The sequence below is a fragment of the Ralstonia sp. 25C genome, assembly GCF_051904805.1.
Taxonomy (GTDB): Bacteria; Pseudomonadota; Gammaproteobacteria; order Burkholderiales; family Burkholderiaceae; genus Ralstonia.
The window spans coordinates 941,345-965,735 of the sequence record NZ_CP196737.1 but is presented as its reverse complement, the minus strand read 5'-3'; the positions used below and the strand labels follow the sequence as shown (position 1 = coordinate 965,735).

Annotated in this window: 26 protein-coding genes, 1 other RNA gene and 1 riboswitch; of the genes, 18 read left to right on the top strand and 9 right to left on the bottom strand. The window is 64.9% G+C overall.

The window, feature by feature from the left end; all coding sequences use genetic code 11:
* Positions 1–110: 110 nt before the first annotated feature.
* From ACS7SF_RS04500 to cobA, 6 genes are read left to right on the top strand one after another with little or no spacing between them, the layout of a single operon-like run.
* A complete protein-coding gene (locus ACS7SF_RS04500; protein WP_439891868.1) occupies positions 111–1,772 on the top strand; it encodes a nitrite/sulfite reductase in 1,662 nt (553 codons plus the stop codon).
* Between the two features lie 16 nt (positions 1,773–1,788).
* Positions 1,789–2,337, top strand: coding sequence for a DUF934 domain-containing protein (locus ACS7SF_RS04495; protein ID WP_439891867.1), 549 nt, complete (start codon positions 1,789–1,791; stop codon positions 2,335–2,337).
* Positions 2,334–3,137, top strand: coding sequence for a phosphoadenylyl-sulfate reductase (locus tag ACS7SF_RS04490; protein WP_439891866.1), 804 nt, complete (start codon positions 2,334–2,336; stop codon positions 3,135–3,137). Before ACS7SF_RS04495 ends, ACS7SF_RS04490 begins: the two co-directional genes overlap by 4 nt.
* A gap of 10 nt (positions 3,138–3,147) precedes the next feature.
* A complete protein-coding gene (cysD, locus tag ACS7SF_RS04485; RefSeq protein WP_048934575.1) occupies positions 3,148–4,098 on the top strand; it encodes a sulfate adenylyltransferase subunit CysD in 951 nt (316 codons plus the stop codon).
* Between the two features lie 2 nt (positions 4,099–4,100).
* Positions 4,101–5,408, top strand: a complete 1,308-nt coding sequence (locus ACS7SF_RS04480; protein WP_439891865.1) for a sulfate adenylyltransferase subunit 1 — start codon at positions 4,101–4,103, stop codon at positions 5,406–5,408.
* Positions 5,409–5,464: 56 nt separating this feature from the next.
* A complete protein-coding gene (gene cobA, locus ACS7SF_RS04475; RefSeq protein ID WP_439891864.1) occupies positions 5,465–6,271 on the top strand; it encodes a uroporphyrinogen-III C-methyltransferase in 807 nt (268 codons plus the stop codon).
* 7 nt (positions 6,272–6,278) lie between these two features.
* Here cobA and ACS7SF_RS04470 read toward each other — a convergent pair whose 3' ends face one another.
* The gene (locus ACS7SF_RS04470) at positions 6,279–7,295 is read right to left on the bottom strand and encodes a zinc-dependent alcohol dehydrogenase family protein (protein WP_439891863.1); all 1,017 of its coding nucleotides are present in this window, start codon (positions 7,293–7,295) and stop codon (positions 6,279–6,281) included.
* A gap of 127 nt (positions 7,296–7,422) precedes the next feature.
* Here ACS7SF_RS04470 and ACS7SF_RS04465 point away from each other — a divergent pair, with 127 nt between their 5' ends.
* Positions 7,423–8,319, top strand: coding sequence for a LysR family transcriptional regulator (locus tag ACS7SF_RS04465; protein WP_439891862.1), 897 nt, complete (start codon positions 7,423–7,425; stop codon positions 8,317–8,319).
* Positions 8,320–8,351: 32 nt separating this feature from the next.
* Positions 8,352–8,753: a 5-carboxymethyl-2-hydroxymuconate Delta-isomerase gene (locus ACS7SF_RS04460; RefSeq protein ID WP_439891861.1), complete on the top strand. Its 402-nt coding sequence runs from the start codon at positions 8,352–8,354 to the stop codon at positions 8,751–8,753.
* A gap of 8 nt (positions 8,754–8,761) precedes the next feature.
* Here ACS7SF_RS04460 and ACS7SF_RS04455 read toward each other — a convergent pair whose 3' ends face one another.
* Genes ACS7SF_RS04455 through lptF form a run of 3 tightly spaced genes read right to left on the bottom strand, consistent with a single transcriptional unit; the run spans position 8,762 to position 11,456 of the window.
* The gene (locus tag ACS7SF_RS04455) at positions 8,762–9,133 is read right to left on the bottom strand and encodes a sirohydrochlorin chelatase (RefSeq protein ID WP_439891860.1); all 372 of its coding nucleotides are present in this window, start codon (positions 9,131–9,133) and stop codon (positions 8,762–8,764) included.
* Entirely contained in the window at positions 9,133–10,326 is a 1,194-nt protein-coding gene (gene lptG, locus ACS7SF_RS04450; RefSeq protein ID WP_439891859.1) for an LPS export ABC transporter permease LptG, read from the bottom strand. The genes ACS7SF_RS04455 and lptG overlap by 1 nt, the downstream gene beginning before the upstream one ends.
* On the bottom strand, positions 10,326–11,456 hold the full coding sequence (gene lptF / locus ACS7SF_RS04445) for an LPS export ABC transporter permease LptF (protein ID WP_439891858.1): 1,131 nt from the start codon (positions 11,454–11,456) through the stop codon (positions 10,326–10,328). The genes lptG and lptF overlap by 1 nt, the downstream gene beginning before the upstream one ends.
* A gap of 148 nt (positions 11,457–11,604) precedes the next feature.
* Between lptF and ACS7SF_RS04440 the strand changes: the two genes are divergently transcribed.
* The 4 genes from ACS7SF_RS04440 (at position 11,605) to lgt (ending at position 15,037) form a co-directional block, all read left to right on the top strand.
* Positions 11,605–13,119 carry a leucyl aminopeptidase gene (locus ACS7SF_RS04440; protein WP_439891857.1) on the top strand — a complete coding sequence of 505 codons (1,515 nt, stop codon included), beginning with the start codon at positions 11,605–11,607 and terminating at the stop codon, positions 13,117–13,119.
* 22 nt (positions 13,120–13,141) lie between these two features.
* Positions 13,142–13,570: a DNA polymerase III subunit chi gene (locus ACS7SF_RS04435; RefSeq protein ID WP_439891856.1), complete on the top strand. Its 429-nt coding sequence runs from the start codon at positions 13,142–13,144 to the stop codon at positions 13,568–13,570.
* Positions 13,567–13,980 carry a DUF2486 family protein gene (locus ACS7SF_RS04430; RefSeq protein WP_439891855.1) on the top strand — a complete coding sequence of 138 codons (414 nt, stop codon included), beginning with the start codon at positions 13,567–13,569 and terminating at the stop codon, positions 13,978–13,980. The genes ACS7SF_RS04435 and ACS7SF_RS04430 overlap by 4 nt, the downstream gene beginning before the upstream one ends.
* Positions 13,981–14,131: 151 nt before the next feature.
* Entirely contained in the window at positions 14,132–15,037 is a 906-nt protein-coding gene (gene lgt, locus ACS7SF_RS04425; protein ID WP_439891854.1) for a prolipoprotein diacylglyceryl transferase, read from the top strand.
* A 64-nt stretch (positions 15,038–15,101) separates the two neighbouring features.
* Here lgt and ACS7SF_RS04420 read toward each other — a convergent pair whose 3' ends face one another.
* The 5 genes from ACS7SF_RS04420 to ACS7SF_RS04400 form a co-directional block, all read right to left on the bottom strand.
* The gene (locus tag ACS7SF_RS04420; RefSeq protein ID WP_439891853.1) at positions 15,102–15,818 is read right to left on the bottom strand and encodes an SIMPL domain-containing protein; all 717 of its coding nucleotides are present in this window, start codon (positions 15,816–15,818) and stop codon (positions 15,102–15,104) included.
* Positions 15,819–15,912: 94 nt separating this feature from the next.
* Positions 15,913–16,383: an EVE domain-containing protein gene (locus ACS7SF_RS04415; protein ID WP_426394480.1), complete on the bottom strand. Its 471-nt coding sequence runs from the start codon at positions 16,381–16,383 to the stop codon at positions 15,913–15,915.
* Positions 16,384–16,537: 154 nt separating this feature from the next.
* A non-coding RNA gene (ssrS, locus tag ACS7SF_RS04410) (6S RNA) lies at positions 16,538–16,758 on the bottom strand.
* Positions 16,759–16,986: 228 nt separating this feature from the next.
* Positions 16,987–17,304 carry a cell division protein ZapA gene (locus ACS7SF_RS04405; protein WP_439891852.1) on the bottom strand — a complete coding sequence of 106 codons (318 nt, stop codon included), beginning with the start codon at positions 17,302–17,304 and terminating at the stop codon, positions 16,987–16,989.
* A 2-nt stretch (positions 17,305–17,306) separates the two neighbouring features.
* On the bottom strand, positions 17,307–17,627 hold the full coding sequence (locus tag ACS7SF_RS04400) for a hypothetical protein (RefSeq protein ID WP_439891851.1): 321 nt from the start codon (positions 17,625–17,627) through the stop codon (positions 17,307–17,309).
* A gap of 146 nt (positions 17,628–17,773) precedes the next feature.
* Positions 17,774–18,025: riboswitch (cobalamin riboswitch) on the top strand.
* Positions 18,026–18,243: 218 nt separating this feature from the next.
* Between ACS7SF_RS04400 and ACS7SF_RS04395 the strand changes: the two genes are divergently transcribed.
* Genes ACS7SF_RS04395 through cobC form a run of 6 tightly spaced genes read left to right on the top strand, consistent with a single transcriptional unit; the run spans position 18,244 to position 24,381 of the window.
* Complete coding sequence (locus ACS7SF_RS04395; protein WP_439891850.1) at positions 18,244–20,160, top strand: TonB-dependent receptor domain-containing protein; 1,917 nt, start codon at positions 18,244–18,246, stop codon at positions 20,158–20,160.
* Positions 20,157–21,167, top strand: coding sequence for a FecCD family ABC transporter permease (locus tag ACS7SF_RS04390; RefSeq protein WP_439891849.1), 1,011 nt, complete (start codon positions 20,157–20,159; stop codon positions 21,165–21,167). The genes ACS7SF_RS04395 and ACS7SF_RS04390 overlap by 4 nt, the downstream gene beginning before the upstream one ends.
* Positions 21,164–22,003 carry an ABC transporter ATP-binding protein gene (locus ACS7SF_RS04385; protein ID WP_439891848.1) on the top strand — a complete coding sequence of 280 codons (840 nt, stop codon included), beginning with the start codon at positions 21,164–21,166 and terminating at the stop codon, positions 22,001–22,003. Before ACS7SF_RS04390 ends, ACS7SF_RS04385 begins: the two co-directional genes overlap by 4 nt.
* On the top strand, positions 21,990–23,045 hold the full coding sequence (cobT, locus tag ACS7SF_RS04380) for a nicotinate-nucleotide--dimethylbenzimidazole phosphoribosyltransferase (RefSeq protein ID WP_439891847.1): 1,056 nt from the start codon (positions 21,990–21,992) through the stop codon (positions 23,043–23,045). Before ACS7SF_RS04385 ends, cobT begins: the two co-directional genes overlap by 14 nt.
* Positions 23,042–23,812, top strand: a complete 771-nt coding sequence (locus ACS7SF_RS04375; protein WP_439891846.1) for an adenosylcobinamide-GDP ribazoletransferase — start codon at positions 23,042–23,044, stop codon at positions 23,810–23,812. The genes cobT and ACS7SF_RS04375 overlap by 4 nt, the downstream gene beginning before the upstream one ends.
* Positions 23,797–24,381, top strand: coding sequence for an alpha-ribazole phosphatase (cobC, locus tag ACS7SF_RS04370; RefSeq protein WP_439891845.1), 585 nt, complete (start codon positions 23,797–23,799; stop codon positions 24,379–24,381). The genes ACS7SF_RS04375 and cobC overlap by 16 nt, the downstream gene beginning before the upstream one ends.
* The last annotated feature ends 10 nt before the right edge of the window (positions 24,382–24,391 follow it).

Below are 24,391 nucleotides of genomic sequence, written 5' to 3'. Positions count from 1 at the left end.
CTGCTTGGTTGTTGCTGCTGTCGTTGAACCGACGGCAGCAGCCACATAACGAATCGCTTTCCCCCAAATTGAATTGCACGCCGGCACAGACCGGATTGGACTGAACAGTCATGTACCAATACGACGCTTACGATCACCGCCTTGTCGCCGACCGCGTTGAGCAGTTCCGCGACCAGGTGCGTCGCCGCATTTCGGGCGAGCTGACGGAAGAAGAGTTCCTGCCGCTGCGCCTGCAAAACGGCCTGTACTACCAGCGCCACGCCTACATGCTGCGCGTGGCGATTCCCTATGGCCACCTGCGTGCCAACCAGATGCGCATGCTCAGCCACATCGCCGCCGAGCATGACCGCGGCTATGGCCACTTCAGCACGCGCCAGAACATCCAGTACAACTGGATCAAGCTGGAAGAGGTGCCGGACATCCTGAGCAAGCTGGCCTCGGTGGAAATGCACGCCATCCAGACCTCGGGCAACTGCATCCGCAACATCACGACCGACCAGTTCGCCGGCGTGGCGCCGGACGAGGTGATCGATGCGCGTCCGCTGGCGGAAATCCTGCGCCAATGGTCGACGTTCATCCCTGAATTCGCGTTCCTGCCGCGCAAGTTCAAGATCGCCGTGTCGGCCTCGCGCGAAGACCGCGCCGTCACGCAACTGCACGATATCGGCGTCTACGCCTATGAGAAGGACGGCCAGACGCTGCTGCGCATCCTCGCCGGCGGCGGCATGGGTCGTACGCCGATCCTGGGCGCGATCATCAAGGAAGACCTGCCGTGGCAGCACATGCTGTCGTACATCGAAGCTGCCGTGCGCGTGTACAACCGCTACGGCCGCCGCGACAACAAGTACAAGGCACGCATCAAGATTCTCGTGAAGGCCATCGGCGCAGAAGAATTCGCCCGCCAGGTGGAAGAAGAGTGGCAGCACATCAAGGACGGCCCGTCGACCATCACGCAGGCCGAGTTCGACCGCGTGGCGCAGTTCTTCGCGCCGCCCGCCTATGAAAAGCTGGCCGACACCGACGCTGGCTACGAAAAGGCGCTGCTGGAGAACAAGGCGTTCGCGCGCTGGGTGAGCCGCAACGTGCATCCGCACCGCGTGCCGGGCTATGCCGCTGTCACACTGTCGCTCAAGCCGGGCGCGGCACTGCCCCCGGGCGATGCCACGGCTGAGCAGATGGCGCTGGTGGCCGACTGGTCCGAGCGCTTCGGTTACGGTGAGCTGCGCGTGGCGCACGAGCAGAACCTGATCCTGCCGGACGTGAAGAAGCACGATCTGTTCGACCTGTGGCAACTCGCCAAGGAACACGGCATGGCCACCGCCAACATTGGCCTGTTGACCGACATCATTGCGTGCCCGGGCGGCGACTTCTGCTCGCTGGCCAACGCCAAGTCGATCCCCATCGCACAGGCGATTCAAGCGCGCTTCGACGATCTCGATTACGTGCACGACCTGGGCGAGCTGTCGCTCAACATCTCGGGTTGCATCAACTCGTGCGGCCATCACCACGTCGGCAACATCGGCATCTTGGGTGTCGATAAGCACGAAGAAGAGTGGTATCAGGTGTCGCTGGGCGGCGCGCAGGGCAACGATTCGGCGATCGGCAAAATCATCGGCCCGTCGTTCAAAGCGGAAGAAATGCCTGACGTGATCGAACGCATCATCGATACCTTCGTCGCCAACCGCACGGAAGACGAACGCTTCATCGACACCTACAACCGCATCGGCATGGCCCCGTTCAAGGAACGCGTCTACGCCCGTGAAGAAGCCTAAGCCGAGGGAAACGAACATGAGCAAGATCATCAAGCTGCAAAACGGTGCCCCGCAAATCGTGGCCGACGAGTGGACGGCGCTGCGCGCTCCCGAAGGTGGTGAGCTGACGCAAGCCGATGTGGATGCCGCCGCGCACGCCATCGTTCCGCTAGCCTTCTGGCAAGCCAACCGCGACGCGCTGCTGAGCCGCGCCCGCGCCGGCACGCTGGCCGTGTGGCTGGCTCCGGATGACGAGCCGTTTGCGCTGGAAGGCGACCTGCCGAACCTGTCGCTGGTAGCGGTGGATTTCCCTGTGTTCCGCGATGGTCGCGGCTACAGCACTGCGTTCCTGCTGCGCCAGCGCCTGGGCTTCACGCGTGAGCTGCGCGCCATCGGCGACGTGCTGCGCGATCAACTGGATTTCATGCGCCGCTGCGGTTTCGACGCCTACGCCGTGCGCGCCGACAAGAGCATCGACGATGCGCTGAACGGCTTCGGCGAGATCAGCGTGCGTTACCAGGGTGCCGTCAACGAGCCGCGTCCGCTGTTCCGCCGTGAGCGTGCGACCGAGGCGAGCGCAGCATGAGCGACACGCAAGACATCGCCGTGTCCGAAGTGCCGGTGTCCGCGATCGGGCGCCCGGTGCTGTGGACGCGTCCTGTTTACACGGGCACCGCCGAAGCACTGGCCGCCAAGGAAGCCGCGTTGTTCGAGCGCCTGGCCGAGATTGCCGCCAAGCACGGCGTAGCGAAGTTCGCCACCAGCCTGGCCGCTGAGGACATGGTCGTCACGGATGCGATTCTGCGCAGCCCGGAAGCCGTGCGCGCGCACCTGCCGATCTTCACGCTGCAGACCGGCCGCCTGCATGCCGAAACGCTGGCGATGCTCGACCGCATCCGCGAGCACTACGGCTACGCAATCGAACAGTACGCACCGGACGCCCGCGCAGTGGAAGCCTACGTGCGCGACAACGGCCTGAACGCGTTCTACGACAGCATCGAGCTGCGCAAGGCCTGCTGCAACATCCGCAAGGTGGTGCCGCTGAATCGCGCGCTGAAAGACGCCGATGCATGGCTCACGGGCCAGCGCCGTGAGCAGGCCGTCACCCGTGCCGACCTGCCGTTTGCCGAAGACGACGACGCCCGCGGTATCGCCAAGTACAACCCGCTGTTCGACTGGTCCGAGCCCGAAGTCTGGGCCTACCTGGAGCAGCACAACGTGCCCACCAACGCGCTGCACGACAAGGGCTACCCCAGCATCGGCTGCGAGCCCTGCACGCGCGCGGTGCGTGCTGGTGAAGATGTCCGCGCCGGCCGCTGGTGGTGGGAATCGCGCGATAGCAAAGAATGCGGTTTGCATGCGACCAACGTGTCGCAAAAGAGCTAAGGAAAGGAACATGGGAGTCATGAGCGAAATCCCCGGCACGGCACTGACGCCCGTGCAGAACGAGCACCTCGACTGGCTGGAAGCCGAGTCGATCTACATCATCCGCGAGGTGGTGGCCGAGTGCCGCAACCCGGCGCTGCTGTTCTCCGGCGGCAAGGATTCGATCGTCATGCTGCACCTGGCGCTCAAGGCCTTCCGCCTGGGCGATCGCAAGATCGAACTGCCGTTCCCGCTGGTGCACATCGACACGGGTCACAACTACCCGGAAGTGATCCAGTTCCGCGACCAGCGCGTGGCAGAGCTGGGCGCACGCCTGGTGGTTGGTCATGTGGAAGATTCCATCAAGCGCGGCACCGTGCGTCTGCGCAAGGAAACCGATTCGCGTAACGCTGCGCAAGCCGTCACGCTGCTCGAGACGATCGAATCGCACGGCTTTGACGCCCTGATGGGCGGCGCCCGGCGGGACGAAGAGAAGGCCCGCGCCAAGGAGCGCATCTTCTCGTTCCGCGACGAGTTCGGCCAGTGGGACCCGAAGGCCCAGCGCCCCGAACTCTGGAGCCTGTACAACGCCCGCATGGCGCAAGGCGAGCAGATGCGCGTGTTCCCGATCTCAAACTGGACGGAGCTCGACGTGTGGCAATACATCGCCCGCGAGAACCTCGCTCTGCCGCCGATCTATTACGCGCATCAACGTGAAGTCGTGCGCAAGAACGGTCTGCTGGTGCCGGTCACGCCGATCACGCCCAAGGCCGATGGCGACGAGAGCGAAGTCCTGTCCGTGCGCTTCCGCACCGTGGGCGACATCAGCTGCACGTGCCCGGTGGCAAGCACGGCTGCCACGCCGGCCGAGATCATCGCCGAGACGGCCATCACCGAGATCACTGAACGCGGCGCCACACGCATGGACGACCAGACGAGCGAAGCCTCGATGGAAAAGCGCAAGAAGGAAGGGTATTTCTGATCATGAGCAACCAAACATCGCACCAAGGGCTGCTGCGCTTCATCACCGCTGGCTCCGTCGACGACGGCAAGAGCACGCTCATCGGCCGTCTGCTGTACGACAGCAAGGCCGTGCTGACCGACCAGTTGCAAGCGTTGACCAAGGCGAAGAACAAGCGCACCGCCGGTGAAGACATCGACTTTTCGCTGCTGACCGATGGCCTGGAAGCCGAGCGCGAGCAGGGCATCACGATCGACGTGGCATACCGCTATTTCTCGACCGCGCGCCGCAAGTTCATCATTGCCGACACGCCGGGTCACGAGCAGTACACGCGCAACATGGTGACGGGCGCCTCGACCGCGCACGCCGCCATCATCCTGATCGACGTCACCCGCGTGACGACCGTGGACGGCAAGGCGCAACTGCTGGCCCAGACCAAGCGCCATTCGGCCATCGTCAAGCTGCTGGAGCTGCAGCACGTGATCGTTGCCGTCAACAAGATGGACCTGATCGACTACAGCGAAGCGCGCTTCAACGAAATCCGCACTGCTTATGACGCACTGGCCGCGCAACTCGGCCTGCGTGATGTGCGTTACGTGCCGGTGTCCGCCCTGCGCGGTGACAACATCGTGCACGCCTCCGAAGCCATGCCGTGGTACCAAGGCGAGCCGCTGCTGGCGCTGCTGGAAGACCTGAAGGTGGAAGAGACAGCGCCGACCGGCGACGACGCACTGCGCTTCCCCGTGCAGCTCGTGGCACGCCAGGATGGCTCGCAGGCAGATGACTTCCGTGGCTACATGGGCCGCGTGGAAGCTGGCACCGTGCGCGTCGGCCAGGCCGTGCGCGTGCTGCCCGCCAACCGCGAAACGACGGTCGCTGAAGTGCTGACGCCGAACGGCGCGGCTGATTCTGCGGGCCCCGGCGAGACCATCACCGTGCGCCTGGCGGACGACGTGGACATCTCGCGCGGCGATACCATCGTCGCAGTGCCCACCACGGCGGCGAATGCTGCCAAGAAGCTGCACGCCGACCTGTGCTGGTTCGACGAACACGAGCTGAACCCGGCCCGCAAGTACGTGCTCAAGCACACGACCGCCACCGTGTTTGCGCGCGTGTCGGAAGTCGAGCGCGTGCTGGACGTGCATACGCTATCGCACGAAACCGGCCGCAAGCAGATTGCGCTGAATGACATCGGTACGGTCAACATTAACCTGCAGAAGCCGATCGTCTGCGATGCCTATGGCGACAACCCCGCCACCGGCGCGTTCATCCTGGTGGACGAAGCGACGCACCATACGGTGGCGGCAGGCATGATCCGTGCATTTTCCTAAAGTGAAGGGGCGCGGTAAGCTGCGCCCCGCAGGAAAAAGCAAAGGAAACTAGGCAAATGGAAGCGAAGACCCACAAGACGCTCGGCCGCGTAAGCCTGATTGGTGCGGGCCCCGGCGCCGCGGACCTCATCACGGTGCGCGGTGCACGGCTGTTGGGCGAAGCCGAGGTCGTGCTGCACGACGCCCTGGTCTCGCCCGAGGTTTTCCAGTACTGCCCGCAGGCGGTGCTGATTGCGGTCGGCAAGCGCTGCGGCAAGCGTTCGACCGCGCAGCGCTTCATCAACCGCCAGCTCGTTGATCTGGCGACCAAGTACCAGCGCGTCGTGCGTCTCAAGGGCGGTGACCCGATGCTGTTCGGTCGCGCCGACGAGGAGCTGCAGGCGCTGGAACAGGCCGGCATCGACTACGAAGTCGTGCCGGGCATTACCGCAGCGCTGGCCGCAGCCTCAGCTATTCGCCAGCCGCTGACCAAGCGCGGCGTGGCCCGCAGCGTGGCGTTTGTCACCCAAGCCAAGGCAGCGGACCCAGACACACTGCAGCCCGAAGGTGTGACGCCCGAAGCCGCTGCACAAGCCGATTCGCTCGTCTACTACATGGGCCGCGATCAGGCTGCCTCCATTGCGGCCGATTTGATCGCCCGTGGCCGTGCGCCTTCCACGCCTGCGTGGGTGGTCGAAGCTGCCACCACGCCCGAGCAACGCTCGGCGTGCTTCACGTTGCAGCAGATGGCCGATGGTGCGGCGGCCGGGTGGATCAACCCCGAGCACCCGAGCCTGTTGATGATCGGCGATGCATTTGCCGCTCGGGCCACGGCAGCGGCACCGCACGTGCCCGCCAGCGAGCGCCACGTCCTGGCCGCCTGAGCTCGGCTCAAAACGCCAGCGCCAGCTTTCCAAAGACGTTCCCGGCTTTCATCATGCGGAACGCCTCCGGTGCGTTCTGCCACGGCAGTACCTGATCGGCGATCGGGTGCAAGCCGTGCACTGCGAGCGCCCGGTTCATCGCTTCAAACGACGCCCGCGAGCCGACCGACGCAGGTCGGATCACCGCCTTGCGCGCAAAGATCTCCAACGGACTCACGCCGCCTTCACGCCCCGCCAGATAGCCGACCAGGTGAATCTGTCCGCCCACGCGCAGCGCCTTCAATGAGCGCTGTAGCGTCCCGCCGCCGCCCACTTCGATGACGTGATCGACGCCGCGGCCATCCGTGCGCGCGAGCACGGCTTTGTGCCAGTCCGGTGTGGTGCGGTAGTTGATCGTGTCGGATTCGGGCACGCCCACCATCTGTACGCGTTCCAGCTTGGCGTCGCTGCTCGATAGCACGAGAGGGCGCGCCCCGGCCATCAGCGCGAACTGCACCGCAAACATCGACACACCGCCCGTGCCTTGCACGAGCACGGTCTCGCCCGGCTGCAGGCTGCCCGCTTCGATCAGGCAATGCCATGCGGTCAGGCCGGCGCAGGGCAGGGTGGCGGCTTCGGCATCGCTCAGGTGCGGCGGCACGACCACCGCGCCGCCCGCGTCGAGGCGGATGGTGTCTGCGAGCCACCCGTCGATGGGGCCCCCGAGCATGCGGCGCGTATCGGCGTTGCGAAAATCGCCGCCATCCCAGCGCTGCCAGAACGTGCCGGCCACACGGTCGCCAAGGCGCACGCGCGTGACGCTTTTGCCCACGGCCACCACCTCGCCCACGCCGTCCGACAGCGGAATCAGCGGCAGTGGAAAGCGCGTGAAAAACGTGCCGGAGACGATCTCCAGGTCGCGGTAGTTGAGCGATGCGGCGCGGGTGCGCACGATGATTTCGTCGGGCTCGGGCGTGGGGTCGTCGCGCTCGATGGTGCGCAGGGCGTCGATGCCGTAGCCGTCGGTCAGTGCCAGAGCTTTCATGGTGTTCTCGCGATGGGAGTGAAGGAAAACGCAATGCGAAAGGGCGTCTGGCGATACTGTGGCGCGTCGCTTAAGATGAATCCAATTCAATTTGTTCAGGCTGAACATAACGATTGGGAATGTTGTCATGCTTGAAGAGATGCGTACCTTCGTGTTGCTGGCACAGACCGGGTCGATCGCCCGCGTGGCCGAGCACCTGCCGCTCACGCAGCCAGCCGTCACCAAGCAGATTCAGCGGCTGGAGCGCGCGCTCGATACCGTGTTGTTCGATCGACGCGTCAAGCCGTTCCGGCTCACGGCGGAAGGCGAGGCCGTGCTGGCACGCTGCCGCACCATCGTCGGGGAGTTCGAAGCGCTACGGGGCAGCGTGCGCGCCAGCGGCGAACCCGAGGGTGTGCTGCGCGTAGGCGTGAGCCACGCGGTGGGTGATGCCCGGTTTGCGCGGCTGCTGTCGGGGTTGCGGGAGCGCTATCCGGGCGTCTCGTTTCGGCTGAGCTGCGAGTGGGGCGGTGTGCTGCGCGAACGCCTCAAACGCGCCGAACTCGATGCGGCGCTGTGGCTGGCGCCGTCCATTGCGCGAGGTCACCACACGGATGCGGACATCCGCGTCATCGGCACCGAACCCGTGGGCCTGATTGCCGCGCCGGCACGCAAGCTGCCGCACGCGCTGTCGATGGCGCAGGTGCGGGACGAGGCCTGGGTGCTGAACCCCGCCGGCTGCGAGATGCGGGCTTGGCTGCTGGGCCGTTACGAGGCCGATCGCCTGACGCCAAACGTGGCCGCCGAGGTGCAATCCGTGCCGTTGCAGCACGCGTTGGTCGCCGAGGGGTTTGGATTGGGCTTTGCGCCTGTGCGGCTGATTGGCGCCCAGATTGCCGAGGGGGCGCTGTCCCTGCATCGGCTGGCCTCGGCGCCGGCCGAGTGGGATGTCTGCGTTCAACGTGCCCCGTCGCTTGGCCGATTGGCGCGGGTAGTGGATGCACTCGAGACGGCGCTGTCCACTGAAGCCGCTGTGGCGCGTTAATCACCTCATCCCATCTTCCGAATGCCCCTGCGATGCCGCACATCATCATTGAATACACCGCCAATGTCGAAACGGATGCGCGCATTCCGGAGTTGATGCGCGTGGTCAATGACGTCCTCATCGGCCATGCGAATGCGTTTCCCATCGGCGGCATCCGCACGCGTGCGTTGCGGCTGGAGCACTATCGGATGGCCGACGGCGCGGAAGACGATGCGTTCATCCACGTGACGTTCCGCATCAAGGCGGGGCGGCCCAAAGCGGTGACAGGGCCGGTCTGTGCGGAGATGTTCGGCGCGGTGCGTGCGCATCTTGCGGACGTGTTCGCGCGCCGCTACCTTGGGCTGACGTTGGAGCTGGTGGAGTTCGATACCCACGGCTTTCACGTCGAGAACAACGTGCATGCGCGTTTTGCGCGCATCGCCGAGCCGCAGTAAGAGATCGCTCAGCCGAGTTGGCGCACGCAGTACCCGGCGATGGCGTCAAGCACGGCGTCGTCCTCGCCAACGGCGTCCGCGCAGCGGATGGAAAGGGAGGGGTGGGTCTGCGCACACTGCGCAACCAGTGCGGGCAGATCGCGCCGCAAGTGGCCGCCCTGGCCGAAGAACACCGGCACGACCGTGACGCTCTGCGCGCCACTGGCGGCCAGATCGTTAATCGTGCCCGGCAGATCGGGCGTCATCAATTCGAGAAAGGCGAGACGAACATCGACGCCAGGTTGCTGAGCAGAGAGCCGCTCTTTCAAGCGATCAAACGGCTCGCGCCAGCGGGCATCGCGCGCGCCGTGTGCAAACAGAACGAGCGCGCGCGTGGCCATCAGTGGCGCTCCACCCAGCGCAGCGATACGAGTGCGAGCGCGAGATACAAGGCGCCAGGCACGATCGCGGTAAAGATGGCCGGCCACGTATTGAGCAGGCCGACGTGTGAAAACAGGTTGTTCACCAACTGGAACGACAGGCCCAGCATGATGCCGCCGAACACCTTCAGGCCGACCGCGCCGGCACGCGCATGTAGGTACGCAAAGGGCAGGGCCAAGGCCATCATCACCAGCACGGTGAAGGGGTAGACCACCTTCTTCCACAGGGCGATTTCGTAGCGCTGCGTGTCCTGCTTGTTGTCGCGCAGGTGGCGGATGTACTGGAACAGGTCGAGCGTGGCCATGCGGTCAGGCGTCACCATCAGCACCGACAAGATCTGCGGCGTAAGCTCGGAGCGCATCTCCTGCTGCGGCAGCTTGACCTGCTCGCCACGGAAATCGGGGGCCAGTGCATCGGGCGCGCCCGGCACGGCCTGGACCGTGTCTTGCGGCGTCACCGAGCCAGCTTTGCGCGGGAATTCGATGAAATGCGTCTCGGTGACGTCGCTCAATTGCCAGTTCTGGTGGCCTTGATAGCGCGCCTGCTGCGCCACCCGAATCGAACTCAGTCGATAGTCCGCATCGAATTCATAGATGCGCAAGCCCTTGATGGACTGATCCGGCTGCAGGCTGCCCACGTTGACGAAGCGCGTGACTTCACCGCCGCTGCCGTCCGGCTTGGCGGGGCCGCGGTCCTTCACCCACACGCCAGAGCGGAAGCCCGCCGACACCGTCGCGCCCAGCGCTTCCAGGCGGACCTTCTGCGCGTATTCCTCCGCCTTCGGGCCAATGAATTCACCAAAAATGTACGTCACCAGTGCCAGCGGCAGCGCAATCTTGAACAGCGACAGCAGCGCGCGTTTGGTGTCGAGCCCCGCCACGCGAAAGATCGTGAACTCCGACTGGCTCGCCATCTGCGAGAACACGTAGATGGCGCTGATGAGCGCCGCCACCGGAATCACCTCATACACGCGCGTCGGCGCTTGCAGCATCACGTGGAAGAAGGCGATCAGCGTGGTGTAGCGTCCGACCACCGAGCCCAGTTCGCCCAGCATGTCGAAGAAGATGAACAGCGCCAGCACCGCAAACAGGATGAAGACGAACACGCCGTAGATCTGGCGCGCGAAGTACTTCTCGTAGACCGGCATCTTCATCACGCACCCGCCTTGGTTTGTGCCGAACGGGGTGCAAAGCCCAGCAGGGCGAAGATGCCCTTCAGGCCCGCCGCGCTGTAATGGCGGAAGCGGAACAGCAGCATCGCGCAGATGAATGCCGCCAAGTGGATTGGCCACCAGGCCATGAACACGTTCATCTTGCCCTGCGAAACCCACGCCTGCGACAGGTTCAGCAGGTTCGAATACGTCAGGTAGATCAGTACGGCAAAGATCATGGGCGTGTAACGACCCAGACGCGGGTTGACGTACGCCAGCGGAATGGCGATCAGCACGAAGTTCAGCGCCAGCAGGGGCAGGCCGATCCGCCAGACCAGTTCACCAAGGTTTTCGGGTGTCGGATTGGAGAGCAGGTCCGCCGTCGAGCGGCTCTTGGTCGGCAGGTTGGCGTCGGTCTGTGGCGGCTTGTTGGCCACCTTGACACCGTATTTGTCGAATTCGACGATGCGGTAGTCCAGCTTGCCGGGCGTGCCTTCATAGCGGCGGCCCTTGTCGAGCACCACGAAGCGATCGCCGTTGGGCGTGGTCGTGAACTCGCCCGTCTTGGCCAGCGCCACGCCGATCTTGTCTTGTTCCGCGTTGGCGACGAACAGGTTGCGGGCGTGCTTCATGCCGCTATCGACGCCTTCGATGAACAGCACGTAGTTGCCGTGCGCGGGCTCGATGAAGCGGCCGGCGGAGATCATCGACAGCACGTCGCGCTGCTCGAAGCGGTCTCGGAACAGCGCGCTCTGCTGGTTGGCCCACGGCCAGCCGAACAGCGCCAGCAGCGCCACCAGCACGATGAACGGCAGCGAGAAGCGCAGCACCGGGCGGATGAAATCGGTCAGGCTGATACCCGAGGTGAACCACACCACCATCTCGGAGTCCTTGTACCAGCGCGTGAGCACCAGCAGTACCGAGATGAACAGCGTGGCGCACAAGAGAATCGCAAGATAGCCCAGCGAGGCCAGGCCGATGAGGAGCAGGACGTCGTTCGGGTTGGCCTCGCCGTTGGCGGCCATGCCGAGAATGCGGATCACCAGAGTGGTCAGCATGAACGTCAGCAGCACGAGGAAGACGGCGCCGGCGGTGAAGGACAGCTCGCGTCGCAGGGCTTGTTCGAAAATCATGCGGATGCTGGAAGGGAGGGCGAGGTCTAGACCCAGGTTGGGACCGCAGTTGGGACGATAGGTGCCCCATCTGGGTTCCATCGGAGCCCCCGCGCAAAATCGCGGATAATGTGGGCTTTCGTTGACTCGCCTCATAGAGAGAAGCGCGATGGAATTTAGCACAAAAGCCCTGGACTGGGCCAAAGCGGGCGCCCTGGCGGCCAAGAGCGATTGCCTCGTGATCGGTCTGTTCGAGTCGCAGACCCTGGCCGGCGCCGCCAAGGCGCTGGACGTGGCCACCAAGGGCCTGGTCACCCGCCTGATCAAGCTGGGCGACTTTGAAGGCAAGCGCGGCACGTCGCTGCTGCTGCACGAAGTGGCCGGCGTGGGCGCCGCCCGCGTGCTGCTGGTCGGCCTCGGCAAGGAAGCTGACTTCACCGACCGCGCCTACGCCGAAGCCGTGCGCACCGCACTGCGCGCGCTGGCCGGCACCAAGGCCGCCAACGTGACGTGGACGCTCACCGAGCATGCCGCGCGCGACAAGGACACCGCCTGGGCCGTGCTGACCGCCGTCACGCTCATCCGCGAAACCAGCTACCGCTTTATCGAGCGCCATCCTGAGCTCAAGAGCAAGCGCGACAAGAATGGTGCCTCCAACGGCCTGCGCAAGGTCGTGCTGGCCGTGTCGGCAGCCGATGCCAAGGCTGCCAGCGTGGCCGCCGCCCGCGGCACCGCCATCGCCAACGGCATGGACCTGACGCGTGACCTGGGCAACCTGCCGTCCAACATCTGCACGCCGACGTACCTGGCCAACACCGCTCGCCAGATCGCCAAGGAATTCAAGCTCAAGGTCGAAGTGCTCGGCCGCAAGCAGATCGAAGCCCTGAAGATGGGCGCCTTCCTGGCCGTGACCAAGGGCAGCGAAGAGCCGCCGCAGTTTATCGTGCTGCGCTACGAAGGTGGCCCGGCCAAGCAGGCGCCGGTGGTGCTGGTCGGCAAGGGCATCACGTTTGATACCGGTGGCATCTCGCTCAAGCCCGGCGAGGGCATGGACGAGATGAAGTACGACATGTGCGGCGCGGCCTCGGTGCTGGGCACGCTGCGTGCCGTGGCCGAGATGGGTCTCAAGCAGAACGTCATCGCTGTGGTGCCGACCTGCGAGAACATGCCGAGCGGTGTCGCCACTAAGCCGGGCGACGTGGTCACCAGCATGTCGGGCCAGACCATCGAAATCCTGAATACCGACGCCGAAGGCCGCCTGATCCTGTGCGACGCGCTCACCTACGTGGAGCGCTTCAAGCCGGCCGTGGTGATCGACGTGGCCACGCTCACGGGCGCCTGCATCATCGCGCTGGGCCACATCAATACGGGCATGTACGCCCGCAGCGATGCGCTCGCGGATTCGTTGATCGCAGCGGGCAAGCAATCGCTCGACACCGCCTGGCGCATGCCTCTGGACGAGGAGTACCAGGAACAGCTCAAGTCGAACTTTGCCGACATGGGCAACATCGGCGGCCGCCCGGCCGGCAGCGTAACGGCCGCCTGCTTCCTGGCGCGCTTTACCGAGAAGTACGACTGGGCCCACCTCGACATTGCCGGCACCGCCTGGAAGAGCGGCGCGGCCAAGGGCGCCACCGGCCGCCCGGTGCCGCTGCTGACGCGCTTCCTGATGGACCGCGGTTGATTCATCCGAGGCTAAGCACCGTATGACCCGCGTCGATTTCCACAGCAACGTGCCCGGCAAGCTGGCCTACGCCTGCCGGCTCGTGCGCAAGGCTTACGGCGCGGGCCAGAAAGTCATCGTGGTGGGCGATCAAGCGGCGCTGCAAGCGTTCGACACGCAGTTGTGGACCTTCAGTCAGCTCGATTTCCTGCCGCATTGTGGCCTCCGGCACCCGCTGGCCGACCAGACCCCCATCCTGTTGGCCGACGTTTCCGAGCCGCTGGACGACGCCCCGCATCACGACATCCTCGTCAATCTGTCGAGCGAGCCGCCGCCGCTGTTTGCGCGCTTCGAGCGGCTGATCGAAATCGTGGGTGACGACGATGCAGACCGCGCCGCCGCACGAGACCGCTTCCGCTTCTACCGCGACCGGGGCTATCCGATTCAACACCACGACGTGGGGCGCGCATGAACGATCCCAAATCGCACGCGGACAACAACATCCCCGTTCTGACGGAAATCGTCGACCTGGATGACGCTGCGCCCGTGGCCGCGCCTGCTGCAGCACCGCCTGCGCACGTCCAATCCACTGATGTGGTTCCGCCCCTGCTGCGCGAGCAAGGCTTGGCGCCGACCTCCACCATGCCGCCGTCGGGCACGGACGCTGCGCGCGTGATGGGCCATGTGATGTGGCGCTTCCAGACCGAATGGCCGGTGCTGATCGAAACGCAATGCCGCGAGGCGCTGGAGTCGCGCCTGTCGCTGCTGACCGAGCAACTGGCGGCGGACCTCACCCGCACGCTGGAAGCACGCTTGATGGAGTGGCTTGGCGCCGCGCTGGAAGACGCGCTCTCGACGCAACGGCACACGCCGCAGCGCTGACACCATTCCCGGCTATCATGCCGCGCACGGCGGCAGGGATGTCTCCACGTGCACCGCGATGCAACCTGCCGCGGGGTGTCGTGGTCTATCTCCCCACGCGCTACGCCGACCCGGTCATCGGGCACGAACACTTAACCTGACCCCCGGATTCATGCTCATCCATCCGCAATTCGACCCTGTCGCCCTGCATCTCGGGCCGCTCGCCATCCGTTGGTACGGCCTGATGTATCTGGCGGCATTCATCATGTTCCTGTGGTTCGGCCGGCTGCGCACGCGCCAGCCGCATATCGCCGCCGAAGGCTGGACCAGCCGCGATCTCGACGACATGCTGTTCTACGGTGTGCTCGGTGTGATCCTGGGCGGGCGCTTGGGTTACGTGCTGTTCTACAAGGCCGATTGGTACCTCGCCCACCCGCTCGACATCTTCAAAGTGTGGGAGGGCGGCATGGCCTTCCACGGCGGCTTCCTCGGGGTGGTCATTGCGATGATGGTGTACGCACGCATGCGCGGCCGCTCCTGGATGCAGGTGACGGACTTCATCGCGCCGATGGTGCCGTGCGGCCTCGCAGCGGGGCGCCTGGGCAACTTCATCAACGGCGAGCTGTGGGGGCGTGTGTCCTCGCCCAACCTGCCGTGGGCCATGATGTTCCCGCAGGCCCAGGGCGAAGATCGCGAGTGGCTGCTTTCGCACGCGCAGCAGGCGGTCACGAGTGGTCTGCAGGCCGTGTTTGACCAATACCACATGCTGCCGCGCCATCCGTCGCAGCTCTACCAGTTCGCGGGCGAGGGCGTACTGTTCTTCATTCTGCTGTGGCTGTATGCGCGCAAGCCCCGGCCGATGGGTGCGGTGTCGGGCGCGTTTCTGCTCGGCTACGGCGTGTTCCGTTTCGCCGCTGAATTTGCACGTGAGCCGGACAACTTCCTCGGCCTGCTGGCGGCAAACCTGTCGATGGGCCAGTGGCTTTCTTTGCCGATGATCCTGGCGGGTATAGCGATGCTGGTGTGGGCCTACCGACGCGCCCGCGGCAACGGCACAAACGCGCAGGCACACGCCTGACGCGGCATCGACGCAAAGAAAAAGCCACCGGGTTCGGTGGCTTTTTTCATGAGCGCGTGGCCGCTTACTTCAGCATTTGCACTGCGCCGGACACCGTCACCGTCACCTGCGCCTTACCGCCCTCGATGGGCACCGGGGCCGAATCAAACGACGCGGGCGCCGCTGCCATCCGCGCCATCATCGGGCGTGGGCCCGGGTTGTTGCTGCCCTCGCTCACGTGGACGTCGCGGATCGTATAGCTCGTGTAGCCGAACAGCTTGGTGGTCGCCAGCGCCTTGTCGCGGAAGGCGCTCACCGCTTGGTCGATCAGCTTGGCCTCAGCCGCCGTGCGCGCCTCGCGCGAGAGCGTGAAGTTCACGTTCTGCACCTGCATCTGGTTGGCCAGTTGGCCCGCCAGCTTGGAGGCCGCGGCAAAGTCCTTCGACGTGATGCGCACTTCCGCGCGTCCGCGCCAGACGCTGATCTTGCCGTTGCGATCGGTGTTGGGGTAGATGTTGAAGCCGCCGGTTTCCGCCTGCACGCCCGACGTCCGCTTGGCCTGGGCGATGACGTCGTCCGCCTTGCGCGACAGCGCGGTGGAGATCGCGCCAGGGTCCGCGCCTTCCTGCTCAGCGCCCAGCGTGAGGGTGACGGTGTCGGTGGGCACTTCTGCCACGGCCTGCGCGTCCAGTGACAGTACGCCTGAATGCGCGCCCGAATGATTCGTCTCCGGTGCGGCTTGTGCGAAAGCAGTCGTCATCATTGCGGTCCCCAAAATAGTCGCGGCCAAGACGGATTTCATTGTGTTCTCCCAGAAAGGCAATGTGATGCGTCTGACCGGCGCCTAGGCGCATCGTTCATCACGTTTGTAACAAAACCAATCGCGGGTGGGCGATTCACTCGGGATCACGCATCAATTTGGTGGTGATGTAGCGCCACTGCGCTGGTGTGACCGGCGTGATCGACAAGCGGTTGCCGCGCTGGAGCACCGTCATGTCGGCGAGCGGCTCCTGCGCGCGCAGTGTGGGCAGGTCGATCAGCGCGCATTTGCGCACGAACTTCACGTCGACGAGCATCCAGCGCGGCGCTTCAGGTTTGGATGCTGGATCGTGGTAGTGGCTCTTCGCGTCGAACTGGGTGGGGTCGGGGTAGCTGGTGGAGCAAACTTCCGCCAACCCCGCGATGCCCGGCTGCGGGCATGAGGAGTGATAGAACAGCACGCCGTCGCCGATGCGCATGCGGTCGCGCATGAAGTTGCGTGCTTGATAATTGCGCACGCCGGTCCAGGGCAGGGTGCCTTCGGTTTGCAGCGTGTCGATGCTGGCCTCGTCAGGCTCGGACTTCATCAACCAGTATTGGGCGGCCATCGGCTGGGGTGTACGGGCGGCGTACGGAAGTGACGGTGTGCGCAGCATAGCAACACCGCTAGGGCCTTGCCATTGGCGACGCGGGACACCCATACGCAACGGCAGCGCGCAAAGAAAAAGGCGGTAGCGCACGTACATGCACTACCGCCTTTGTTGGGTCCCCACCTTGGCCGCTAGACCCGCATCCTGAACCCAAGTGAGGTTCAGAGTGGCAGCGGAAGCCGCATTTTGGGTACATCACCGGCACAGGGAGCACACGACTTGCGTCGCACGCTATGCGCTGGAAGACGCGCTCGCCCACACGGCATATCCCGCACCAAGCAAATGCTTATCGGTTCAAGGAATTAATGGCCATGGCGAACCAGGCAGGGAAACTGTCAGACGCATCACCACGGGTGGCCATGATGATGCGTCTGAGAGATTCATTGCAGGCAACCGGTTTGCTGACCCTGTAGCCGCTAAAGCCTTATGTTATAAGGGTTTGCGGGAGCTGGCCGGTAGCCATTGGGTGACACTATACACCCCTTCGCATCCGAACCCAAGCCCGGATGCGATCCGGTTACAAAGACGTTGTGTTGCGTCAATCGTGGGGTGAAAGGCCGCTTAAATGGCTTCTCCGTACTGGCGCAGGGCCTCGTCGGCGCGGGCATTCAGTTCGACTAGTTTTGAGCGGATGGAGTCGATCGGCAGGGCGGCATCGGAGGCGGCCTGGCGCTGCATCGAGAGCAGATCCGATGCGATGCTGATAGCGGCCATGACGGCGATGCGTTCGATGCCCTTGGTGTTCGAGCCGTTCTTGATGCGCGTCATCTGGTTGTCGACCATGGCGGCGGCTTCACGCAGCGCGGCTTCGTTGTCGGCAGAGACGGCAAACTTGTAGGCCTGCCCGGCGATGTTCACTTCAATTTGCTTGCTGCTCATGCTCAGGACTCCGAGTGCGGGGCGGGGGCGGGCGTCGTGTCTTCGGCGCCGGCGGCCTGGCCGAGGAGGTCAAGCTGGCGGGCATCGGTGGCCGTGGGCAGCTTGTCGAGAATCGATTGGATGCGCAGTTGCGCTTCTTCGATCTTGGCATTGAGCACGCTGCGATCGGCGACCATGGCGTCGCGCTCGGTCTTGGAGACTTCGGCTTCTGCGGTCAGCCGCTCGACTTCTGCGCGCAGGCGCTGGTTCTCGGCGGCAAGCGCATCGGCGTGACGGAGCACGCGCGCGAACTTGTCGGCAAGGTGTTCGAGTTCGTTCAGCATTGGGTGTCAATCAGAATCGAGTGGGGGGATTTTAGCCGATCGTTGCTGTTGCGCCTGTCCTCCATATGGATGCGCGAAGCGAGGCGGTAACGGGGTGACGGGATAAACACAACGCGCGGCCGGGCTGTTGGGTAGACCTTTTCCGGTAAACTGCCCGGCGTCCTGGTGCCCGCAGCACCATCTGCAGTTAAACGGGAAGCAGGGAGCGCCCACCCCAAGTGACGCGCCAACCTGCGCTGCCCCCGCAACGGTAAGCGAATGTCGCGTGTGCCCGCCATCTCTCGCAAGAAGAGGAGGGCGCCGCGCGGACTGTCCAGACAGCCACTGTTCCTTCGGGAATGGGAAGGCGGACAGGCCGCTTCGCCAGCCCGGATACCGGCCAGGACGGTGGATCTCAAAGAACCGGTTCACGATCCTACTGCGCGGCCCGATCTTGGCCCTGCGATGCTCGCCGTACTCATGTACGGCTGCGCTTCTCGGGCCAATCTCGGACCGCTCGCGACGGATCATGAACCGGTTCTGAGCCGATGTGTGACCTGGGAGGGAACCGCATCGAGATCCTGCTGCCAACGACCTGCGGGGGAACGGGTCCGGCTGACGCTTCTTTCTTTTCAACATGAGCTTGATAACAAAGCGGCCACTCTGGAAGACCCAGACGGCCACGCGCGCGCTTGCCAGCGCGCTGACGGGGGTTCTGGCGGGTGCGGTTGCGCCGGCCCTGGCACAAACCAATACGCAGACAACGACCACGCCAGTGGGTGAACTCAATCCGACGGTGGTGACTGCGTCACGGAGCGAGCAGCGCTTGTCCGACGCGCTGCCGCACACCACGGTCATCAGCCGTGCGGACATCGAGCGTTCGCAAGCACCCGATGCCGTAACGCTGTTGCGCCGCGAGGCCGGCGTCGAGATTGCGCAGAGCGGCGGCCCGGGCGCCACTGCCAGCCTCTTCATGCGCGGCGCAAGTTCCAACCAAACGCTGATTCTGATTGACGGCGTGCGCGTGAGTTCCGGCACGTCGGGCAATGCGCAGATCGATCAGCTGATGGCCGACCAGATCGACCATATCGAGGTCGTGCGCGGTAACGTGTCGGCGCTCTATGGCTCGGACGCGATCGGTGGCGTGGTGCAGATCTTCACGCGCAACGGCCGTGGGCACGCGCCGCTGGCCAATGCCGAGATCGAGTACGGCGCGCGCAACACCAAGCGTGCGCAGGCGGGCATCAGCGGCTCGCTGGGCGAGGGCGGCGATACGTCGTTTGCGGTGTCGGTGTCGGAGTTCAAGACCAATGGGTTCTCGACCATGAACCCGCAGCAGGCACCCAATGCCAACCCGAACGACAACCCTTACACGAACAAGAGCGTGTCGGCGCAGCTGTCGCATCGGTTCTCGGCGGACTGGCAGGCAGGGGTGACGTACTTCCAGACCTGGGGCGATGTCAGCTATGACAACGCCTTTGGTGTGCCGAGCGACATCAATACGTCGCACAACGTGGTGCGTTCGATGTCGGCGTTTGTGGACGGCAAGATCACGCCGGACTGGAAGACGCGTGTGACCCTGTCGCAGGGCGATGACCGCAACTTGAACTTCACCAACGGCGTACTGCAGACGCCGGCGCGCTTCAACACGCGCAACCAGACGGCGAGCTGGCAGAACGACTGGGCGTTCCTGCCCAACCAATTGCTGAAGATTGGTCTGGAGCATCAGCAAACCAGCATCGACAGTGATGCTTACGACGTGGCGACGCGCAATGTCGATTCGGCTTACGTTGGCTACGAAGGCAAGTTCGGCCCGCACCAGTTGCAGTTGAACGTGCGGCGTGATCGCTACTCGGATTTCGGCGGCGCCAACAGCTACTACGCGGGTTACGGCTTTTCGTTCAACCCGCAGTGGAAGGCCGTGGCGAGTGTGAGCAATGCTTTCCGCGCGCCGAGCTTCAACGAGCTGTACTACCCGTTCTTCGGTAACCCGAACGTGCAGCCGGAGAAAGCACGCTCGGTGGAAGGCGGTATTGAATACAGCAGCGCGATCGGCCTGGTGCGTGTGACGGCGTTTGAAACCGACTACAGCAACCTGATTACGGCCGTATGCGACGCGTCGTTCAACTGCGCGGCGGCCAACGTCAACCGTGCACGCGTGAATGGGGTGGAGAGCTCGTACCGCGGTTCGCTCTATGGCGTGGACCTGCGTGCCAGCTTTACCATGCAGAACCCGCAGGATCTGTCGGCCAATCAACTGCTGTCGCGCCGGGCGCGGCACTTCGGCAGCGTATCGGCGTACAAGACGTTTGGGCCGTTCTCGGCGGGCGTGGAGTGGAATGCGGCGGGGGATCGCCGGGATTCGACCCGAATGCTTGGCGGTTATGGCTTGCTGAATGTGGTTGGCCGATATCAGATCACGCAGGACTGGGCGCTGTCGGCGCGCATTGAGAACGTGACGAACAAGAACTACCAGTTGATCTATCCGTACAACACGGCATCGCGTGGGGTGTTCTTCACGCTGTCGTGGCAACAGCACGAACCGAAACGATGAGCACATCTGCACTGCCCGCGCGCGGCTTTGCCTGGCGACTGTGGTCGCTGCTGGCGCTCGCGTGCGTGGTGGTGCTGGTGGCGTCGTTGATGCTCGGCAGCGTGAGGTTGTCGCCCGCCGAGGTTTGGCGGGCCTTGATTGGCGGTGGCGATGGCTTGGCTGCAGGCATCGTCACCGAGTTGCGCCTGCCGCGCGCGGGCGCTGCATTTGCCGCTGGCGGGCTGCTGGCCTTTGCGGGCGCGTTGATGCAGATGCTGTTGCGCAACCCGCTGGCTGATCCGTATGTGCTGGGGGTGTCCGGCGGCGGCGCGGTGGCGGCGCTCACGGCGATGCTGTTTTCGCTGCCGTGGTGGGGCGTGCAGGTTAGCGCTGGTGCGGGGGCATTGCTGTCGATGGCGCTGGTGGCTGCGTTGGCGCGTCAGCACCTGTGGCGCGGCGAGCCGGGCGAGGCGAATGCGCGCTTGCTGCTCGGCGGCGTGGTGATGGCCTCTGGCTGGGTTGGGTTGATTACCTTGATCCTCACGGTTGCACCTGAGAACAAGCTGCGCGGCATGATTTTCTGGATGGTCGGCGACCTGGGTGGCGCCGATCGTTATGTGGGCGCGTTAGTTGCGCTCGCTGCTGCGGTGGCCGTGGTGCTGCCGCATGCGCGCGATCTGAACGTGCTGCTGACAGGCGAGACGCGCGCTCGCGCGCTGGGCGTGCCCGTGGCGCGCGTGCGGGCGCTGATCTACGTGGTCGCCTCGCTGTGCACAGCGGTGGCGGTGACGATTGCCGGCTCCGTCGCCTTTGTCGGCCTGCTGGTGCCGCATATGGTGCGCCTGGCGTGGACGCGCGACGTGCGTATCCACCTGCCTGCCACGGCGATGGCGGGTGGCGGTCTGCTGATGCTCGCGGACCTGATCGCCCGCACGCTGATCGCCCCGACGCAACTGCCCGTGGGCGTGATCACCACCATGCTGGGCGTGCCGACGTTTCTCTACCTGCTGATGCGGAGTGGGCGATGAGCTGGCTGCGCCGTGTGCCCACGCCCGACGTGTTTGCGCGCATGGACGCGCCGCCTGAATTCGCGTTGCACAATCTGCGTGTCACCGTGGATGGGCGTGTGTTGATCGAGCGCTTGTCGATGACGGCTACTGCCGGCCAACTCTGGTGCGTTGTCGGTCCAAACGGCGCGGGCAAATCGACGTGGCTTTCCGTGCTGGCAGGCCTGCGCGCGCCGGACGGCGGCACCATTGCGCTCGACGGCATGCCGCTTGCCGACTGGCCCGCGTTGCCGATGGCCCGCCGCCGGGCGTTCTTGCCGCAGACGCTGCATGACACCTTTCCGATCACCGTGGCCGACGTGGTGATGACGGGCCGCCACCCGCACCTCGCGCGCTGGGAGTGGGAGGGGGATGCCGATACACACGCTGTGGATGCGGCACTGTCTGCGCTGCAGTTGCAGCCGCTTGCCCAGCGGGATGTGCGCACGCTCTCCGGCGGCGAGCGCCAGCGCGTGGCCATGGCGGCCGTGGTGGCGCAGGACGCGCGTGTGCTGTTGCTCGACGAGCCCGTTGCACACCTCGACTTGCATCAACAGATTGCCGTGCTCCGTCTGCTGCGCGAAGGCTGCCGCAAGCACGGCTGGTTGGTAGTGCTGACGGTGCACGATTTGAATCTGGCGCGTCGCTTCGGCACGCATGCCTTGTTGATGGACGGCGAAGGCCATACCACTGTAGGCCCCGTCGCCGATGTCCTCACGTCCCAACACTGCGCACGCGTGCTGCGCACCCCCATTGCCGAGGTGGCGGACGGCCACCGCACGGCGCTGATTCCGGATGATCCCGATGACGATGTCTGACATGCAAATCCCTTCCTTCGATCCGACGCTGAACACCCGCTTGCGGGCGATTGTGGATAGCAAGACCAAACCGCTGGGTGCGCTGGGCCGGCTGGAAGCGCTGGCGGTGCAGATTGGCCTGATCCAAAACACCGAATCGCCGGTGCTCACGCGCCCGGCCACGGTGGTCTTTGCCGCAGACCACGGCATCGCCCACGCGGGGGTGAGCGCTTATCCACAGGCGGTGACTGCGCAGATGGTGCTCAACTTCATCGCGGGTGGCGCGGCCATCAACGTGTTCTGTCGTCAGCATGGGTTTGCGCTGGAAGTGGTGAACGCCGGCGTGGCCGCGCCGCTATGGACGCCTGATACGCCAGGCCTGGTCGATGCGCCCATCGGTTCCGGCACACGCAACTTTGCCGAGCAGCCCGCCATGACCGCCGACGAGCGCGACCGTGCCATGGCACTTGGCGCACAACGTGTGGCACACCACGCGGGGCTGGGCACCAACGTCATCGCGCTGGGCGAAATGGGCATCGCCAACACGGCTGCCGCCGCGTGCCTGATGGCGCGGCTGTGCGATCTGCCGGTGGCGCAATGTGTTGGCCGCGGCACAGGGTTGGACGATGACGGCGTGGCCCATAAACGCGCCGTGCTGGAGGCTGCGCTGGCCAAACATGCTGACGCGCGCGAACCGCTGGATGCGCTGGCTTGCTTTGGCGGATTCGAAATCGCGGCGATGGTGGGCGCGGTCATTGAAGCAGCCCGGCGGCGCATGGTCATCCTCGTCGATGGGTTTATTGCTACGGCGGCGGTCCTGGTAGCAGCACGTGTGGCGCCCGCCGTGCTGCGCTTCTGCGTCTTCGGCCACGCGTCGGATGAGCGCGGGCATCGTGCGCTGCTGGAGGTGCTCGATGCGCGGCCGCTGTTGTCGTTGTCGTTGCGTTTGGGTGAGGGGACCGGCGCGGTGCTGGCCTATCCGCTCGTCGTGTCGGCGGTGGCGTTCCTGCGTGAGATGGCGACGTTTGCCAGCGCAGGCGTGAGCGAGCGTTCTGCGTCATGAACGTCCTGCGAGAGCACTGGCAGGCGTTGTGGACGGCAGTCGGGTATTTCACCCGCATCCCTGTGCCGGCGTCGGTGGGGTTCTCGCAAGCGGGGTTGAATCGCGCGGCGCGTTACTTTCCGTTGATCGGCTGGCTGGTCGGGGCAGTGGCTGCTGCGGTGTATTGGCTGGTGTCGCGCACGGTGCCGGCGGCGGGCGTGGCGGTTGCCGTGTCGATGGTCGCCACGCTGTTGTTGACGGGCGCCTTCCACGAAGATGGCCTGGCCGATTGCGCCGATGGCTTTGGCGGCGGCTACACGCCCGAAGACCGGCTGCGCATCATGCACGACTCGCGCATCGGCGCGTTCGGGGCCATTGCGGTGTGCATGGCGCTCCTGCTCAAGTGGCAACTGCTGACGGCGATGGCGCCGCACGGGTTGGCGATCCTCGCCGCGATGGTGGCGGCCCATGCCGCGAGCCGCGCTGCCGCTGTCAGCTACTTGCTCACGCACGATTACGTGCGCGCTGAGGGCAAGGCCAAGCCCGTCGCACAACGCATGCGTTGGAGCGATGCGCTGTGGGCGGGTGTCTTCGGCATCGCCCCGTTGTTATGGTTTGGGTGGGTGTGCGCGGTGCTTGTCGTGGTCGGGTTGAGCATCGCGCGCTGGCTCCTGGGTTGCTACTTTGTGCGCCGCATTGGCGGCATCACGGGCGATTGCCTGGGGATGGCGCAGCAAGTGTTCGAATTGCTGATTCTGTGGGGGCTGTTGGCATGGATTTCATCCTGATCCGGCATGCGCGGCCCGCCATGACGGCTGGCCTCTGCTATGGCCGCACCGATCTGCCGTTGGAGGATCCGATGGACCCCCATCCTTCGGCCATCGTCGACAAACTCAGCGCGCATCCGCCGCACCGTTTGCTGGCCAGCCCGCTGCAACGCAGTCACCTGACGGCGCAGGCGATCGCGCAGGCGGCTGAACTGCCACCTATCGAGATCGACGCGCAATTGATGGAGCTCGATTTCGGCACCTGGGAAGGCTGCCAGTGGGACGACATCCCCCGCGCAGAAGTCGACCGCTGGGCGCGTGACCTCGTGCATGGCAATCCGCATGGCGGGGAATCGGCAGCGGAGTTGCTGGCCCGCGTGACGACGTGGGCGGATGCCGTAGCAAGCATGCCCGCGCCCGACTCGTGCGTCTGGGCGGTGACGCATGCGGGCTGCATGCGGGCGCTGGCGGCGTACTGGTTGCAGCGCCCGCTGGCGGAGACGTTGCAATGGCCGCTGCAATGGGGCGGGGCCTGCGGCTTTCGTGTGCAGCCGGGTGGCGTGCCGGTCTTGCTGTTCTGGAACCGTTGACGCGGATGCG